Genomic DNA, 15,263 nt, shown 5'->3' with positions numbered 1-15,263 from the left:
ACTCCCTGGCTAAATGCGCCGGAGGCAAAAACCAGGTTAACCAATGTCAGGCTTACTGTCCCGGGATGAAGGCAGGATAACAACCAAGTATCATTGGCTTCTTCCGAAATCTTCCCCAAAACAGGAATTCAAACTTGGCCCGTATCAAGCTCTCTTTTCCCGATGACGTCTTTTGTTTCGAAACCAGAATGCCGGTTCGCATCGCCGATATCAACGGTGCCAACCACCTGGGCAATGACGCGCTGATATCCATGTTGTCCGAAGCCAGGGCCCAGTTTCTGGTGAACTATGGCGTACAGGAAGCCGGAAACGACGGCATCGGCATCATCGTGACCGACCTGGCGACCATGTATCAGTCGGAATCGTTCTTTCCGGAAATGCTCAGGTTCGAGGTGGGACTGATGGACTTCAACAAGTACGGTGGCGATTTCGTGTTCCGTGTTACCAAGGCCGAGAGTGGACAGCCGGTGGCGCTGGCCAAATACGGCTTTGTGTTCTTCAACTACCAGCGCAAATCCGTTGTGCCCATGCCGGAAAGTTTCCGTGCACGCTTTGCCGGTCACTGATCCGGCGGGCCGGTGCGGGTCCGGGGGGAGCATTTCAGTTTCCGGTGTAGCGCTGCCTTGGCCATCATGTGGGCGCTGACCGGCGCCGTCACGAACAGGAACAGGGTCACCAGTGCTTCCTGCACCGACAGCCCGCCTTTCAGGAAGCTGAAATACAGCAGCGATGCTACCAGGATGCAGCCCACGCCAAGGGTGCTGGCCTTGGTGGGGCCATGCAGGCGCATATAGACATCCTTCAGCCGGGCCAGGCCAATGGAGCCGATCAGCGCGACAATGGCACCGGCTACCAGAAAAAAGATGATAACCAGTTCCAGAAGCAGGGGCATCTCTGAACCGTTCATTCGATCACATCCCCTCTCAGCAGATATTTGGTCATGGCCACGGTACCGACAAACCCCATAAGGGCAATCAGTAAGGCAGCCTCGAAAAGAATGCCCAGGGACATCTGGATGTCCGCCAGAACAATCAGGGCAATACTGTTGATCATCAGGGTGTCGAGGGCAAGAATCCGGTCAACAATGTCCGGCCCGATGGCCAACCGGTAGAGATTGAGCAGGACAGCGATGCAGAACACGCCGATCACGAATGGAATCACGGTGGCAATCACTGGAAGATCTCCTTCAACGGCCGTTCATACTGTGCCTTGATCTGCCGTACCAGTTCATCCTCATCGGTAACATGCAGGGCGTGAATCAGAAGAGTGCCGGCGTCGCTGTCGTAGTGGGCGGTTACCGTGCCCGGTGTCAGGGAAATGGTGCTGGCCAGTATGGTGATGGCAAAGTCATCTTCCAGTTCCAGTGGGAAGGTGACAAAACCGGGCGTCAGCTGGTCGGGGTACCAGAGGATGCGTCTTGCCACGATCAGGTTCGAGCGCACGATGTCTATCATCAATATCAGGAAGTACCTGAGCAGGGGTAACAGGTAGCGCACCCTGGCCTGTTCTGGCCAGAACGAACGGGTAATGAAAGGAATAAAAACACCCAGGGCCAGCCCCAGCAGGATGTGGGCCACCGAGAAACTGTTGACCATTAACAGCCACAGTAGCGCCAGAAACAGTGAGAACAACGGCCTTGGCAGCCAGAATTCGCGGCGGTTCATTCGATTCCCTCCCCGCCCTGGTGAACGTAATCACCGAGCACCGCATCTACATAACCGGACGGCTGGTAGACCAGCCTTGCAGCTGCTTCCAGGTAATCCATCACCGGTTGGGCAAAAACCGCAAGAGCGAAGCTGATGGCCAGCATTACACACACGGTGGCAGTGCGGCCGCGGTCCAGGCCCGGTTCGCTTTTGTGGGTGCGCTCCTGCGGCCGCCAGAACCAGCCCGAGCCGGCCCTGCTCAGAGCTGCGATGATTAACAGACCGGACACAAGTATCGCCGCCCATAGCCAGAGATAGTCCGGCAGCCGCGAGGACGATTGCAGAATCCACGCCTTGCTGACAAATCCACTGAAGGGAGGCAGGCTGGCCATACTGACACCCGCCACCAGAAAGATGCTGCCAAGAACCCAGCGGTGTGACAGCGGCGAGATCACGGAAAAGCGGTCGTAACCCTGGTCGCGGTAACGTCCGATCAGGTCCGCCAGCAGGAAGAATACTGCGGTCATAATGGTACTGTGCAGCAGGTAGAACAGGCTGGCGGCCAGCAGCTGTTCATCATTGCGGGACAGGGTTGCCAGCAGTATCCCCACGGACACGATCACCAGGTAGGCAGTCAGTGTGCGCAGGCTGGCCGCACCCAGGACGCCGATGCCGCCAAGCGCCAGGGTGATCAGCGCCGTGGGCCACAGCCACGCCAATGCTGTTTCGTTGGCAGGAGCTCCTTCGTCCAGTCCGAACACCACCAGAAACACCCGCACCATGGCGTAAAAACCCACCTTGGTCATAATGGCGAACAGCGCAGCCACCGGGGCACTGGCAGCTGAATAGGCGCGCGGCAGCCAGAACAGCAACGGCAGCAGGGCAGCCTTGATACCGAATACCACCATAAGCAGTAGCGAGGCGGCTTTTAACAAGGGTAAATCCGCCTCCGGTGCATCGGCGATCACACGAGCCAGGTCTGCCATGTTCAGCGTGCCGGTTAATCCGTAAAGAATTCCCAGCGCCAGCAGGAACAGTGCCGAGCCAGCCAGGTTGATGATCACGTAATGGAGCCCGGCCCGGCTGCGTGCCCGGCCACCGCCGTGGAGCAGCAGCGCGTAGGAGGCGATGAGCAACACTTCGAAAAACACAAACAGGTTGAACAGATCCCCGGTGAGGAAGGCACCATTGATGCCCATAAGCTGAAACTGCATCAGGGCGTGAAAGTGGGAGCCTTCCCGGTCCGAACCGCGGCTGGCATAGAGTACACAGAACAGGCTCAGCAGGGCGGTAAGCAGCAGCATGGTGGCGCTGAGCCGGTCCAGCACCAGCACGATTCCGAATGGCGGCTGCCAGTTGCCAAGGTGGTAAAGGGTATAATCGGTGACACCCGCCTGAACAACGGCCCATATTCCGAACATCACCAATAGCAGGCAGGAGCCAATGCCCAGTGAGCGCTGACGGCCGATGTTGTAGCGATACATCACCAGCAGGAAGGCACCGGTCAGCAGGGGTATCACGATGGGCATGATCATCAGGTGGTTCATTGACGGTCCTCGTTCGGGTCTTCGCCGTCCACGTGATCACTACGCAGCTCCACCGCCGCTTTCAGGGCCAGTACCACAACAAATGCCGTCATCGAAAAACTGATTACAATCGCGGTCAGCACCAGCGCCTGGGGCAGCGGGTCGGTATAGTCCTCCACCAGCCCGATGACGGCAGGTGACGCGGTGGTCAGCCGGCCCATGCTGAACAGGAACAGGTTTACGCCGTGGGATAACAGCGTAAGGCCCAGCACGACCGAAAAGGTGCGGGCCCGCAGGATCAGGTACACACCGGTACTGGTCAGCACGCCCAGGGTAATGGCTATCACCAGCTCCATCAGCCCACCTCCTGGCCGGGGCCGGCCACGGTCATCAGTTTGCCAAGGTTTGCCAGTATCAGCAGCGTCGCCCCGACTACGGTGGTGTAAACCCCGAGATCAAACAGTAACGCTGTCGCCAGCTCGAATTCGCCAATCAGCGGCCAGTGCATGTGGCTGAACGCGGAAGTGAGGAAAGGGTAGCCGACCAACCAGCTTCCGAGCCCGGTAATCGTTGCTATCAGCAGGCCGGCGCCAATCAGCGGACGAAAGTGCGTAAGCATCCGCTCCTGTGCCCACAGCAGGCCGCCGGCCATATATTGCAGGGTGAGGGCGACGGCGGTCACCAGCCCGGCAATGAAACCACCGCCGGGCATATTGTGGCCACGCAGGAAAATATAGGCGGATACCAGAAGGGCAATGGGCAGGGCCATGCGGGATACCATCTGCAGGATGACCGGATGAGGTTCGGCGAATCCTTTTGCGGTGCCGGCACTGGCCACCCGTTCCTTGAGATGCAGATCACGGGTAAACGCGAATACTGCAACGGCGGCGATGCCAAGCACGGTGATTTCACCCAGGGTGTCAAAACCCCGGAAGTCCACCAGAATAACGTTGACCACGTTGGTACCGCCGCCACCGGAAACGCTGTTGGCCAGGAAATACCCGGAAATGGTCTCGGCAGGGCGTGTCAGTACCGCGTAGGCAAAGAGCGCAATGCCCATCCCGGCAAGGCCGGCCAGTGTCAGGTCACGGACAACCCTCCAGGCCCCGGACTCTCTGGGCGAGGTCTGGGGCAGAAACGACAGCGCCAGCATCATGATCACCACCGCCATGACCTCCACCGATAGCTGGGTGAGGGCCAGATCCGGTGCCGAAAACTGGGCGAAAGCCAGGGTAACGAACAGGCCAGTGACGGACAACAGAAGCAGGGCCGGCAGACGCTGGTGATGGAACAGTGCAACGCCGATGGCGGACAGACAAAGGATGACGGCGCCGAAAACAACGATCGGATTAACCTCCGTCAGTTCAGAGGGGCCCTGCCAGCCGCTATAACCGCCCAGCAGCCACAGTGCCGGCGCAATGGCAGCCACCAGAATGAACGCCAGGTAGCGTTGCAGCGAGCCATTTTCCAGGCGATAGACCAGTGACTGGGCGAAGCGGATGCACTGCTGCATGATCTGCTCGAAGATGTTCTTGGCATCCACTTCCGGTAACTGGCGATGTATGGCAAACAGCGGACCACGGGCAAGATAGAACACGATTCCCCCAATCATCGCAATCATGCTCATCATCGCCGGCACCCGGGCGTTCGACAGAGCCGAGAAGTCATACAGCGGCAGCTGGGTCATGGACGTGGCCATGACTGCCAGGTGAATCAGACTGTTGTAGGTGGCCTGCGGTGCCAGCCCTACCAGCAATGAGGCAGCGGCAAGAATGAACAGCGGTACCAGCATGCCGACCGGCTTTTTACGGGGAGGCCAGTGGGGAAGATCCACCGGTTTACCGTTGAAAAACACGTTATGGAAGATGCGTACGGAATAGGCCACGGAGAACAGGCCGGCAATGGTGACCCACACCGGAATCAGCGTGTTGGCCCAGTGGGGCGCCGTTACCAGCAGGCTTTCGGAGAACAGCATTTTCTTGCTCAGGTAGCCGCTCATCAGTGGCAGTCCCGCCATGGCCGCCGCCGGAATGACGGTAATAAGCATCAGTGCCGGCATGGTTCGCCACAGGCCGTTGATATTGCGCATATCCCGGCTGCCGGTAGCCTGGTCGACAATTCCTGCCATCATGAACAGGGGGGCCTTGAACAGGGCATGGGTTGTCAGGTGGAACAGGGCCGCCGCCATCGCCATTTCACTGCCCATGCCAATCAGCAGGGTAATCAGCCCCAGGTGCGAAATCGTGGAATAGGCCAGCAGGCCCTTGATGTCGTGCATGAACATGGCCACGAAAGCGCCGACCATCAGGGTGATCATTCCGGTAATGGTAATCAGGCTGAACCAGAGCTCGGTGTCGCCCATGGCCGGATGCAGGCGGGCCATCAGGAACAGGCCCGCTTTCACCATGGTGGCTGAGTGCAGGTAGGCTGAGACTGGCGTGGGGGCAGCCATGGCGTGGGGCAGCCAGAGATGGAACGGCGCCTGGGCGGATTTGGTGAAGGCGCCGAGCAGAATCAGCGAAAGTGTCAACGGATAGCGGTCATCGCTGACAATGGTATCGGTGGCGGCCAGCACATCGCTGATCTGGTAGCTGCCGACAATCTGCCCCAGCAGCAGAATGCCACCGAGAAGGGCCAGGCCACCGCCACCGGTAATCACCAACGACATGCGTGCACCCCGGCGTGCATCCCGGCTGGAACAGGTGAAGCCGATCAACAGGAAAGACACCAGGCTGGTAAGCTCCCAGAACACCAGCATGAACAGCAGGTTTTCCGACAGCACGATGCCCAGCATGGCCGTCATGAACAGCTGAATCAGTACGAAGAAGCGACCTGCGGTGTCCTTGCCAGCGAAATAATAGCGGGCGTAGACAATGATCAGGCAGCCGATGCCGGTAATCAGGGTGGCAAATAACCAGCTCAGACCGTCCAGCCGGAAGGCCAGGTCAAGGCCGATCCCGGGAACCCACGACAGGGAATAGACAAGGGCTTCTCCGGACTGGATCCGGGGAAGATAGCTGAGCAAAAGCAGCAGGCAAATGGCCGGGGCGATCAGCGCAACCAGCGCGTGGTTCTGCACATGATCCGGGCCGGGCTGCTTCAGCCTTGAGAGGAGCGAAGCAGTGGCTCCCACTACAGGCAAAAATACGAGAAGCCCAATGTCCATAACGGAATTCAGCCGGTCAGGAGTGAGTTCTTCAAAGCGTTCAGCTTATTAGTAATCTGTATGTATAGCCAATGTTTGAGACTTTTTCATTCTTATAAGTCAAGAGCCGGCGTGCCGGGCTGTCATTTTGCGGATGCCCTGGCGATAAAAGGCATAGGCCATGACACCGGCCAACAGGTTGCCAGCTAAGGCGCCACTCATCAGCCCGTTGATGCCGCCGATCTGGGCGCCGAACCAGAGAAAGGGCAGAAAACAGAGGAACAGGCGAAGGGTGGATACCAGCAGGGCACGCATCGCCAGCCCAAGGGCGTTGCAGACAGACACCATCAGCATGCAGACGCCCAGCCCGCTGTAACTGAGGGGTACACGTACCAGATAGCTGCCGAGCACATCACTGACTTCCCGGTCGCTGGTGAACAGTTCCGATACCAGCCCGGAGGCCATCAGCCATATCAGGCCGATGGCCAGTTGCCAGACCACCACAAAGCGGACGGCAAGCCGCACAAGTTTGCGGATCTGCCCGAGTTCGCCGGCACCCAGCATGCGCCCGACCATGGGTGGCATGGACATGGTCAGCGCCAGCACCACCACGATGGAGAAAAATTCCAGGCGCGTACCCAGACCCCAGGCGGCTACGGCCGCTGAGCCAAATCCGGCCACCAGTGCAGTGGCCACCATAGCGGCGACCGGTGGCAGCAACTGGCTCACCATCGCTGGTGCCATAATGCCGTTCAGCTGCCTGAGTGCCCTCCCCAGAGCCAGTTGCTTCAGGTCAAAGCGCAACCAGCCGCAACGGAGCAGTTTGGGATAGATGAATAGGCAGCCAATGCCGAAAGCGGTAACAGTGGCCAGCGCCGCACCGGGCAGACCCCAGCCGAAGACGAAGATATAAAGCGGGTCCAGCGCAATGTTGAGCAGGCTGGTGGCCACCATCAGGTAACCGGGCAGTTTGGTGTCGCCATGGGAGCGACACACGCTGTAGCCGAAATAAAGCATTGCCCCGGTCCAGGCAGACAGCAGCCAGGGTATCCAGTAGGTGCGGATCAGTGGCAACAGGCTCTGTTCTGCGCCAAGCGCAGACATAATCTGCGTCTGCAGCAGCCACAGGCCAATGCACAGAATCATCACCAGAATAGCGCCCACAGTGACCACCAGACCGCCGAGGCGCTCTGCCCGCAGCTGGTCGCCTGCGCCCAGGGTACGGGAGATGATGGCAGTGGTGGCGATGCCCAGGCCGACCTGCAGCCCGATGATCAGCTGCTGCATGGGCAGGGTAAAGCCCAGGGCAGCCAGCGGATCACGGCCGAGCTGGCCAATAAAGACACTGTCTACCAACTGAAAAGTCATCAATGACAGCACGCCAAAAAGCATGGGCCAGGTCATGGTAAACAACTGGCGCGGCAGGCTGGCTTGGGAGTCGGCGTCGGTCACGTTGGGGCTTTGGTTCCTGAAGTGTTATTCGGGGCTGCGATTCTAGCAGGTTTGCTGGTTCGGGAGTTGGTATGAGGAGCAGACGGCGGGCTACGGGACTGGGCCCGGGGTGGGGTGTCTTTTCTTATGGGAAAAGAACTCGCTTCGCTCAGACACCTTTTCCCATAAGAAAAGACACCCCACCCCGAGCCCGACCTGACAACACAGTTATCGCCAATCCCAACGTAGGTCGGATCAGGCGAAGCCGTAATCCGACAATGGACGCTGCCCGGCTAAAAAAGTGAAGAATCAGAGCACCGAAAGCGCCTTCTCATAATCCGGCTCATGCTTGATATCATCCACCAACTCACTGTGCAAAACCGTGTTGTCCTCATCCAGAACCACCACCGCGCGGGCGGTAAGGCCGGCAAGTGGCCCGTCCTGGATAGCAACGCCGTAATCCTGCTGGAAGCTGTAGTTACGGAAGCTGGACAATGTAATAACGTCCTCCAGACCTTCGGCGCCACAGAAACGGCCGGCGGCGAATGGCAGATCCGCGGAGATAACGAGTACCACAGTGTTGTCCAGGCTGCTGGCTTTTTCGTTGAATTTGCGGGTAGAGGTGGCACAGGTTGGGGTGTCGACACTGGGGACGATATTGAGGATCTTGCGCTTGCCCGCCCATTTGTCGAGGGTGACGTCTTCCAGTCCCTGGGTGGTGAGGGTGAAATCGGGGGCTGTGTCGCCTGGTTGCGGTAAGGTGCCGCTGACGGTAATCGGATCGCCGCCGAGTGTTACATTGCTCATTTGGAGCTCCCTGTTTCTGGCCTGATGGATTTGTTTTCAGAACAACTTACTCTGTGTAGCTCATTTTGGATGCTTTTTCATCCAGGAGCCGGAATAAACTGTTGTCAGGCAGGCTCGAATCCGGGCGCGGGGTGTCGCTGAACCAGCAGCAGGTAACTGGCCAGGGCTGCGATGGCGCAGGTGGAGATGGTCGCGGCCATCACCAGAGAGGTCCCGTCGTGGAAGTGCCCTACCAGCATGCCGATGGTGGCTGCGACCAGCATCTGGGCAAAGCCGAAAAGCGCAGAGGCGGAGCCCGCCATGTGCGGAAAGTTGGCCAGGGCACCGGCCATGGTCTGGGGCAGCACCATGCCCACGCCAATCATGAACAGGGTCTGGGGCAGGATCACGGCCCAGACGCTGTAGACCTGTGTAATCGCCAGCGCGGCCATCAGCCCGCCACCGGCCACCGAGATAACCAGGCCCCTGACCAGAATCTGGTCTGGCACCAGGCGGCGGCCAAGGCGAATGGCGGTCAGGTTGCCCAGGATATAACCGGCTACAATACAGGCGAAGAAGAGGCCAAAATGCTGGGGCTCGACGCCAAGAAAATCGATCAGCACAAATGATGAGCCGGACAGGAACGCAAACAGACCGGCGAAGGTCAGGGAGTTGGTCAGGGTGTATCCCAGGAAACTGACGTCCGAGGCAATTGCCCGGTAGTTTTTCCACAGGCTGCCGATGCGCAGGGACTGCCGGTTTTCCGGTCGCATTGGTTCGGGGATGCCCACCGCAATAACCACTGCCATCACCAGCGCATAACCCGCCAGCGCCAGGAAAATGGACTGCCATCCCAGGCCGACCACCATAAACCCGCCAATGGTAGGTGCGATAGCCGGCGCCAGGGCCATGATGCTGGCGAGAATGGCCATGATCTTCGCAGCCTCCCTTGGGGAGTAGATATCCCGCACCGCCGCCCGACCCAGTACAGGCCCGGCAGAGCCGCCAAGGGCCTGCAGGAAACGGGACAGGATCAGCGTTTCAATATTGGTGGCGAGCGCACAGATAATACTGGCAACCGCAAACAGCAGGAAACCGCCAATCATGATCGGCTTGCGCCCGAAACGGTCGGCGAGGGGGCCGCAGACCAGCTGGGCCAGAGCAAAACCTGCCATGTAGACGCTCAGCGTAAGCTGAACCTGGCCGGTACCGGCTGACAGGGACTCCCCCATACTGGGCAACGCCGGCAGATACATATCAATCGCCAGCGGCCCGAGGGCGACAGCGGCTGCCAATAATATCGTTGTCCATACACTGGTTAATGCGAGCATTAGCTGACCTGAAGGTATTCGATGGTGAGCGAGCTGGGAGTGGGAATGGCCTTCCGCAATCGTGCGCAGCCATGGATGGCGGAGCCGAGCGTACAGGGACGTATTTACAGCGTGTTTCGGAAGGCCATTCCCGCTTCCAGCGACCTACTCGGAATCTGATCAGTCTACGTAGTAATGGAGGCAGGATAACGACCGCCGGCTTCATACAATATATGAACAAAACAGATGAATCAGGAATTGAGGTCGTTCATTGTCGCGGCCACGCCATTAACGAGGTTGCGGATCCAGCGGTGCGCGGGGTCGGTCTGGTTGCGTTTATGCCAAAGCATCAGCAAGGTGAACGGCTTGTAGTCAAAGGGCAGAGGCGTCGAGGCAAAGTCCTGCAGTAAGTGTTCACTCATGCGTTTCGGCGCAGTGGCAAGCATGTCGGTTCCGCGCAGGAACCCCGGCAGGCCGGAGAAGTTGGAGACGGTGACTGCCGTTGGCCGTGTCAGGCCGCGGGCGGATAACGAGTCTTCAAACGCTGTTTTCTCGCCGGTACCGAACAGGATGCCGATGTGATCCGCCTTCAGGTAATCCGCCAGGGATTGCGGAGGCTGACGGTGGGCCGGGTCAAAGAAGACCACCATATGATCCGCCATCAGGCCCCTTTGCATGATATCGGTTGCCTCCGGTGCGTGGGGGGAAATAATCAGATCGCACAAGTCCTTACGCAGCATGTCGGCGGTGGGAATGCCGGACGGGATTACCTGCAGACGAATGCCGGGAGCTTCCCGTCGAAGGACTGACAGTAAGCCGGGTAACAGCAGGTCGCGCTGGTAGTCGTTGGCGGCGATGGTGAAGGTGAATTCGGCGCTGGCCGGTGTGAATGGCGGGCCGGAGGACAGGGAGTGTAGATCGTCCAGTATCTGGCGGATATGGGGCCCGGCCTGGACGGCGTAGCGGGTGGGCACTATGCCGCGGCCGGATTTGACGAACAGGGCATCCCCCAGGGCCTGCCGCAGGCGGTCCAGGGTGTGGCTGACCGCGGATTGGCTCACTCCCAGGCGGACGGCTGCCCTCGATACACTGCCTTCGTCCAGCACGGCAATGAAGGTGCTGAGAGCGCGGATGTCGAGGTTAAATGCATCAACGGGGTTCATGAATGGGAGTGTACGCTATGTGCCGGGGGCTGCCTATTATGCTCTCGCTGTGGCATTGTTGAATATACATTCAGATGCCGTTTCGGCATTGTCTGGAGTGAGATTACGCTGCAAGCCTGACAAAGGAGATCGCGATGAAGCCGATTCTGGCATTTGATGTGTATGGAACCCTGGTGGACCCGATGGGTATGGCCGAACTGCTGGCACCGGATGCGGGCAAGGCGGCGGAGTCTGTCAGCGCCCAGTGGCGGGAGAAGCAGCTGGAGTTTTCCTTCCGCAAGGGTCTGATGCGGATGTATGAGGATTTCGGGGCCTGTACCCGTCAGGCGCTGCGGTATGCGATGGCCAGCCATGGGCTTGATCTGAACCCGGAGCGGGAGGATGAGTTGATGGCGGCCTATCTGTCCCTGCCTGCGTTTGATGATTCGCTGCCGGCATTGAAGTCCCTGGAAGGGGATTATCTGATGTACGCGTTTTCCAACGGCACCTATCCGGCGCTGGAGAAGGTATTGGGCCACAATGATCTGCTGGCGGTGTTTGACGGGTTGGTGTCGGTGGACGATATCAAGAGCTTCAAGCCGGATCCGGCGGTTTATGCCTATGCCCGGCGGGCGACGGGGGCGATGGATCAGCCGTTGTGTCTGGTGTCCAGTAATGCCTGGGATGTGATCGGGGCCCGGGCAGCGGGGCTGATGGCCATATGGGTTCAGAGGGATGCGGGGAAGGTTTTCGAGGACTGGGGGATTCAGCCGAATGCGGTGGTTCGCAGCCTGTCGGAGTTGCCCCCGACATTGGCCAGCCTCTGACGTTGGTGGCGGCACGGCTCGGAAAGGGTGATCCAGAAACACGCTGTGAATACATCCCTGTACGCCTGGGCTCCGCCATCCCTGGCTCCGCACAGGCCAGAACTATGGCAAGAACGTCCATCACCAATGGCAAACCGGTTACTTCAGGCCACTGCCCAAACGCGCCAACCATTGGTATCATTTGTCCATCGCAATAAAACCAACAACAGGACAATCATGCTCAGCTTTCTGCCAGCTCCGGTCATCGGCGTACTCAGCTCCATCCTGCTGGGACTCAACACTCTGTTCTGGTGCCTGCTTCTCTACATTCCGGCCATCTTCAAGCTCATCATTCCGCACCAGGGCTTCCGTGTGCTCTGCACCAAAGCCATCATCTGGATCTCCGAGTCCTGGGTGGCCTGCAATACCGGCTGGATGAAACTTACCCATGGCACCAAATGGACCGTGCACGGCGCTGAAAAACTCGAACGGGAAAGCTGGTACCTGGTGCTCAGTAACCACCAGAGCTGGGTCGACATTTTTGCCATGCAGCGGGTATTCAACCGTCGGGCGCCGTTTCTCAAGTTCTTTCTCAAGCAACAGCTGATCTGGGTGCCGGTCATCGGCCTGGCCTGGTGGGGCCTGGATTTCCCGTTCATGAAACGCTACACCCGCGAATACCTGATCAAGCATCCGGAAAAACGTGGTGAAGACCTGAAAGCCACGCGCCAGGCCTGCGAAAAGTTCCGCCATACACCGGTGAGCATCATGAACTTTGTGGAAGGCACCCGCTTTACGCAGGCCAAGCACGACCAGCAGAAATCAAAATACACCCATCTGCTGACTCCCAAGGCCGGAGGGGTGGCGTTCGTGCTGGACGCCATGGGGGATGCCATCGAAACCCTGGTGGATGTGACCATCGCCTATCCGGGTGGTGCCCCCACCTTCTGGGATTTCATGTGCGGCAGGGTCAGCGAAGTAAAAATGGAGATCGACACCTTCGATATTCCCGAGCACCTCAAGGGCCGGGACTATGCAACCGATGCCGAACACCGCAGAAACGTGAAGAACTGGCTGGCGGAGCTGTGGCGGGCAAAAGATGAACGCCTGTCGAGGATGCTTGAAGGAAGCTAGTTGTTGCTGTCTTCATCGTCGTCGACCTCATCGGGATGCTCTTTCTTGTAGCGCTCCCACTCTTCCCAGTCGTGAGGGGTACCGGCATGGGGGCGCTTGAGGTGCCTGGCATGCTCCAGGGCATTGTGGCGCAGGCTGTGGTCCCGCTCCTCTTCTTCCTCTTCGAAGCCGTACTTCTTCAGGAATTCCGTTGGGCTGATAGGCATCCGGATTCACCTCCGTAATAAATAAGCGCCTTCAACCCAATACGATGGTTATCCGAGACCGGATTTTCAAGCGTCGCCTTTGTTGCCAGGCTCGCCATCTCCAGCCTGTGTTTCCACCAGATTGAAAAGGATCTGTTTGCGCTCGTCATCCACGCCGGAAAAGGTCACGGTCACCGGCTGCTCAAGCTGGAAGGTTCGGCCGTTCCTGTTGTGAACCAGGCGCAGGGTCACCGGATCGAAGCTGAACTTGCCGTCCAGGGTCTTGCAGCTGACAAATCCTTCCAGACCATTGGCGTCCAGCCGCACGAAAAAGCCCGACGGCGTGGTGCGGCTGATTACGCCGGTCATGGCGTCCTCGCCCAGGGTGCGGGCGAAGTCGCTTTTCAGCCAGCTTTCCAGGCTGTTGGCCGCCTGCCGCGCGCGGAACTGCGCCAGTTGCAGTTCTGCCAGCTCTGCCTCGTTCAGCTCGCTCAGTGGCTCCTGCCACAGAATCGACTTGACCAGCCGATGCACGTAGAAGTCGCTGAACTTGCGCAGTGGTGAGGTAAAGGTGGTGTAGGCGGCCAGTCCCATGCCCTGATGGGGTGCAGGTGTGAACGATAGCTCGGCACGGGCAAGCTGGCGGGAGATGACGGCCTTGACCGGTACTTCCGAATCCAGTCCCTCGGTCTGTTTCATCAGATCGCGGAAACCTTCTGCACTGGTGGCATCCACCCCGGCGAGGTCGGGGGCATAGCCCTCCAGCAGGGCCCGAACGTTGTCGGCACGGTCTTCGCGCAAACCCGGATGCTGGATAAACAGGCCCTTGTTCTGCTGGCCGAGGAAGTCGGCCGCACAGCGGTTGGCGGCGATCATGCATTCCTCCACCAGGCGGTGGGCCTCATTCTGCACGGAAGGTTCAATCAGCCGTATCCGGCGATTCTCATCCAGGCGCAGGCGGAATTCGGGACGGTCGCCATTCACCAGAGCGTGCTCGTTCCGCCATTTCCGGAGCGCCGTGGCGGCCTGGTGGAGCTGGTCCAGGCTGTTGACGACGCTGTCCGACAGCGCGTTGACGTCATCGGCTTCCCGGCCCTCAATCAGGTTGGATACCAGTTCGTAACTGAGTTTTCCGTGAGAGCGAATCACCGCCTGGTGGAAGCTGTAGTCGCCGAGACTGCCGTCGTTGTTTACCTGCAGGTCACAGATCAGCGCCAGGCGTTTGACCTCCGGCATCAGCGAGCACAGACGGGTGCTGAGGGAGTCCGGAAGCATTGGCAGCGGCTCGCCGGGGAAGTAGATGGCGGTAGCGCGGCGGAAGGCTTCCTGCTCGGCCGGACTGCCCGGCTCAACGACTGCAGTGGGGTCAGCGATGGCAATGGAGAGTTTCCAGCCGGTGGCATTGGGCTCGGCCAGCAGCGCATCGTCCATGTCCTGGGTGCCGGGGCTGTCGATGGTGACGTAGGGCTGGTCGGTGCGGTCTTCACGGTCTTCGCCCCTGGCCTCTATCACGGACTCATCCAGTGCCTCGGCCTGTTTGTTAACAGCTTCCGGCCAGGCATCCGGCAGGTCGAAGGTGGCGACCGTGAAGGAGCGCTCGATGCCGGACTCTCCGGCCTTGCCGATCACTTTCAGGATCTTTGCCTGGCCCTTGCCATCCTTGATGGGATGCTTGTGGATGCGGCAGTAGATGTAGTCATCGGGCTCTGCATTCTGGCGCTCTTGCGGTGGAATGAAAATCCAGCGGTTGATGCCAGGCGTCTCAGGCACTACAAAGTGGCCCTTGCCTTTCACCAGATAGCGTCCAACGAAGGTGTCGAGGCTGGTTTCCAGCAGTTCGTCCACCACGCCCTGGGTCTTGCCCTTGTCGCCTTCCTGCTCGGTAACGGTAACCTGGTCGCCGGGCAGGACTTTCTGCATTTCTTCCGGCGGCAGGAACACGTCCCTGCCTTCATCCAGTGCTACAAAGCCGAAGCGCCCGTTGGTGGCTTTGACAGTGCCGCGAAACACCACCTTGTTTTCTTCAATATCGGACTTCAGCTGGCGCAACTGGGTGAGGGCGTCGGCGTTTAGCATGAACAGAACCTGACTGGATAAAATTTGAATGTTGCCGGGGAGTATACCGGTTATGGCGGTATGAGTCAGACCTGTT

At 59.1% G+C, this 15,263-nt stretch carries 15 protein-coding genes; 3 read left to right on the top strand and 12 right to left on the bottom strand.

Going from position 1 to position 15,263, the window contains the following annotated elements:
- Positions 1–134: 134 nt before the first annotated feature.
- Positions 135–566: a thioesterase family protein gene (locus DIT72_RS04660; protein ID WP_135954009.1), complete on the top strand. Its 432-nt coding sequence runs from the start codon at positions 135–137 to the stop codon at positions 564–566.
- On the opposite strand, the gene DIT72_RS04655 is transcribed toward DIT72_RS04660, so the two are convergent.
- The 10 genes from DIT72_RS04655 to DIT72_RS04610 form a co-directional block, all read right to left on the bottom strand.
- Entirely contained in the window at positions 560–907 is a 348-nt protein-coding gene (locus DIT72_RS04655) for a Na+/H+ antiporter subunit G (RefSeq protein ID WP_228260726.1), read from the bottom strand. The genes DIT72_RS04660 and DIT72_RS04655 overlap by 7 nt on opposite strands.
- On the bottom strand, positions 904–1,173 hold the full coding sequence (locus DIT72_RS04650; RefSeq protein WP_135954008.1) for a K+/H+ antiporter subunit F: 270 nt from the start codon (positions 1,171–1,173) through the stop codon (positions 904–906). Before DIT72_RS04650 ends, DIT72_RS04655 begins: the two co-directional genes overlap by 4 nt.
- Positions 1,170–1,664 carry a Na+/H+ antiporter subunit E gene (locus DIT72_RS04645; protein WP_135954007.1) on the bottom strand — a complete coding sequence of 165 codons (495 nt, stop codon included), beginning with the start codon at positions 1,662–1,664 and terminating at the stop codon, positions 1,170–1,172. Before DIT72_RS04645 ends, DIT72_RS04650 begins: the two co-directional genes overlap by 4 nt.
- Entirely contained in the window at positions 1,661–3,193 is a 1,533-nt protein-coding gene (locus DIT72_RS04640; RefSeq protein WP_135954006.1) for a monovalent cation/H+ antiporter subunit D, read from the bottom strand. Before DIT72_RS04640 ends, DIT72_RS04645 begins: the two co-directional genes overlap by 4 nt.
- Entirely contained in the window at positions 3,190–3,528 is a 339-nt protein-coding gene (locus DIT72_RS04635) for a Na+/H+ antiporter subunit C (RefSeq protein WP_135954005.1), read from the bottom strand. Before DIT72_RS04635 ends, DIT72_RS04640 begins: the two co-directional genes overlap by 4 nt.
- The gene (locus DIT72_RS04630; RefSeq protein WP_135954004.1) at positions 3,528–6,338 is read right to left on the bottom strand and encodes a monovalent cation/H+ antiporter subunit A; all 2,811 of its coding nucleotides are present in this window, start codon (positions 6,336–6,338) and stop codon (positions 3,528–3,530) included. The genes DIT72_RS04635 and DIT72_RS04630 overlap by 1 nt, the downstream gene beginning before the upstream one ends.
- A 99-nt stretch (positions 6,339–6,437) precedes the next feature.
- Positions 6,438–7,721 (bottom strand): MATE family efflux transporter, encoded by a 1,284-nt coding sequence (locus tag DIT72_RS04625; protein WP_135954730.1) that lies wholly within the window; start codon positions 7,719–7,721, stop codon positions 6,438–6,440.
- 336 nt (positions 7,722–8,057) lie between these two features.
- Positions 8,058–8,555: a thiol peroxidase gene (tpx, locus tag DIT72_RS04620; protein ID WP_135954003.1), complete on the bottom strand. Its 498-nt coding sequence runs from the start codon at positions 8,553–8,555 to the stop codon at positions 8,058–8,060.
- A gap of 104 nt (positions 8,556–8,659) precedes the next feature.
- Positions 8,660–9,865 carry a Bcr/CflA family multidrug efflux MFS transporter gene (locus tag DIT72_RS04615; RefSeq protein ID WP_135954002.1) on the bottom strand — a complete coding sequence of 402 codons (1,206 nt, stop codon included), beginning with the start codon at positions 9,863–9,865 and terminating at the stop codon, positions 8,660–8,662.
- A 230-nt stretch (positions 9,866–10,095) separates the two neighbouring features.
- Positions 10,096–11,007: a LysR family transcriptional regulator gene (locus DIT72_RS04610; protein ID WP_135954001.1), complete on the bottom strand. Its 912-nt coding sequence runs from the start codon at positions 11,005–11,007 to the stop codon at positions 10,096–10,098.
- A 134-nt stretch (positions 11,008–11,141) separates the two neighbouring features.
- Here DIT72_RS04610 and DIT72_RS04605 point away from each other — a divergent pair, with 134 nt between their 5' ends.
- Positions 11,142–11,813 (top strand): haloacid dehalogenase type II, encoded by a 672-nt coding sequence (locus DIT72_RS04605; RefSeq protein WP_135954000.1) that lies wholly within the window; start codon positions 11,142–11,144, stop codon positions 11,811–11,813.
- A 216-nt stretch (positions 11,814–12,029) separates the two neighbouring features.
- A complete protein-coding gene (locus DIT72_RS04600) occupies positions 12,030–12,926 on the top strand; it encodes an acyltransferase (RefSeq protein WP_135953999.1) in 897 nt (298 codons plus the stop codon).
- On the opposite strand, the gene DIT72_RS04595 is transcribed toward DIT72_RS04600, so the two are convergent.
- Together DIT72_RS04595 and DIT72_RS04590 are read right to left on the bottom strand one after the other, a co-directional pair.
- Positions 12,923–13,132, bottom strand: a complete 210-nt coding sequence (locus tag DIT72_RS04595; protein WP_135953998.1) for a hypothetical protein — start codon at positions 13,130–13,132, stop codon at positions 12,923–12,925. The genes DIT72_RS04600 and DIT72_RS04595 overlap by 4 nt on opposite strands.
- A 66-nt stretch (positions 13,133–13,198) precedes the next feature.
- Positions 13,199–15,187, bottom strand: a complete 1,989-nt coding sequence (locus tag DIT72_RS04590) for a ribonuclease R family protein (protein ID WP_135953997.1) — start codon at positions 15,185–15,187, stop codon at positions 13,199–13,201.
- Positions 15,188–15,263 lie beyond the last annotated feature (76 nt).

The sequence above is a fragment of the Marinobacter orientalis genome, from assembly GCF_004792665.1.
GTDB classification, from domain to species: domain Bacteria; phylum Pseudomonadota; class Gammaproteobacteria; order Pseudomonadales; family Oleiphilaceae; genus Marinobacter; species Marinobacter orientalis.
Note: the sequence above shows the minus strand (reverse complement) of the source record. Positions and strands in the feature narration are given on the sequence as shown.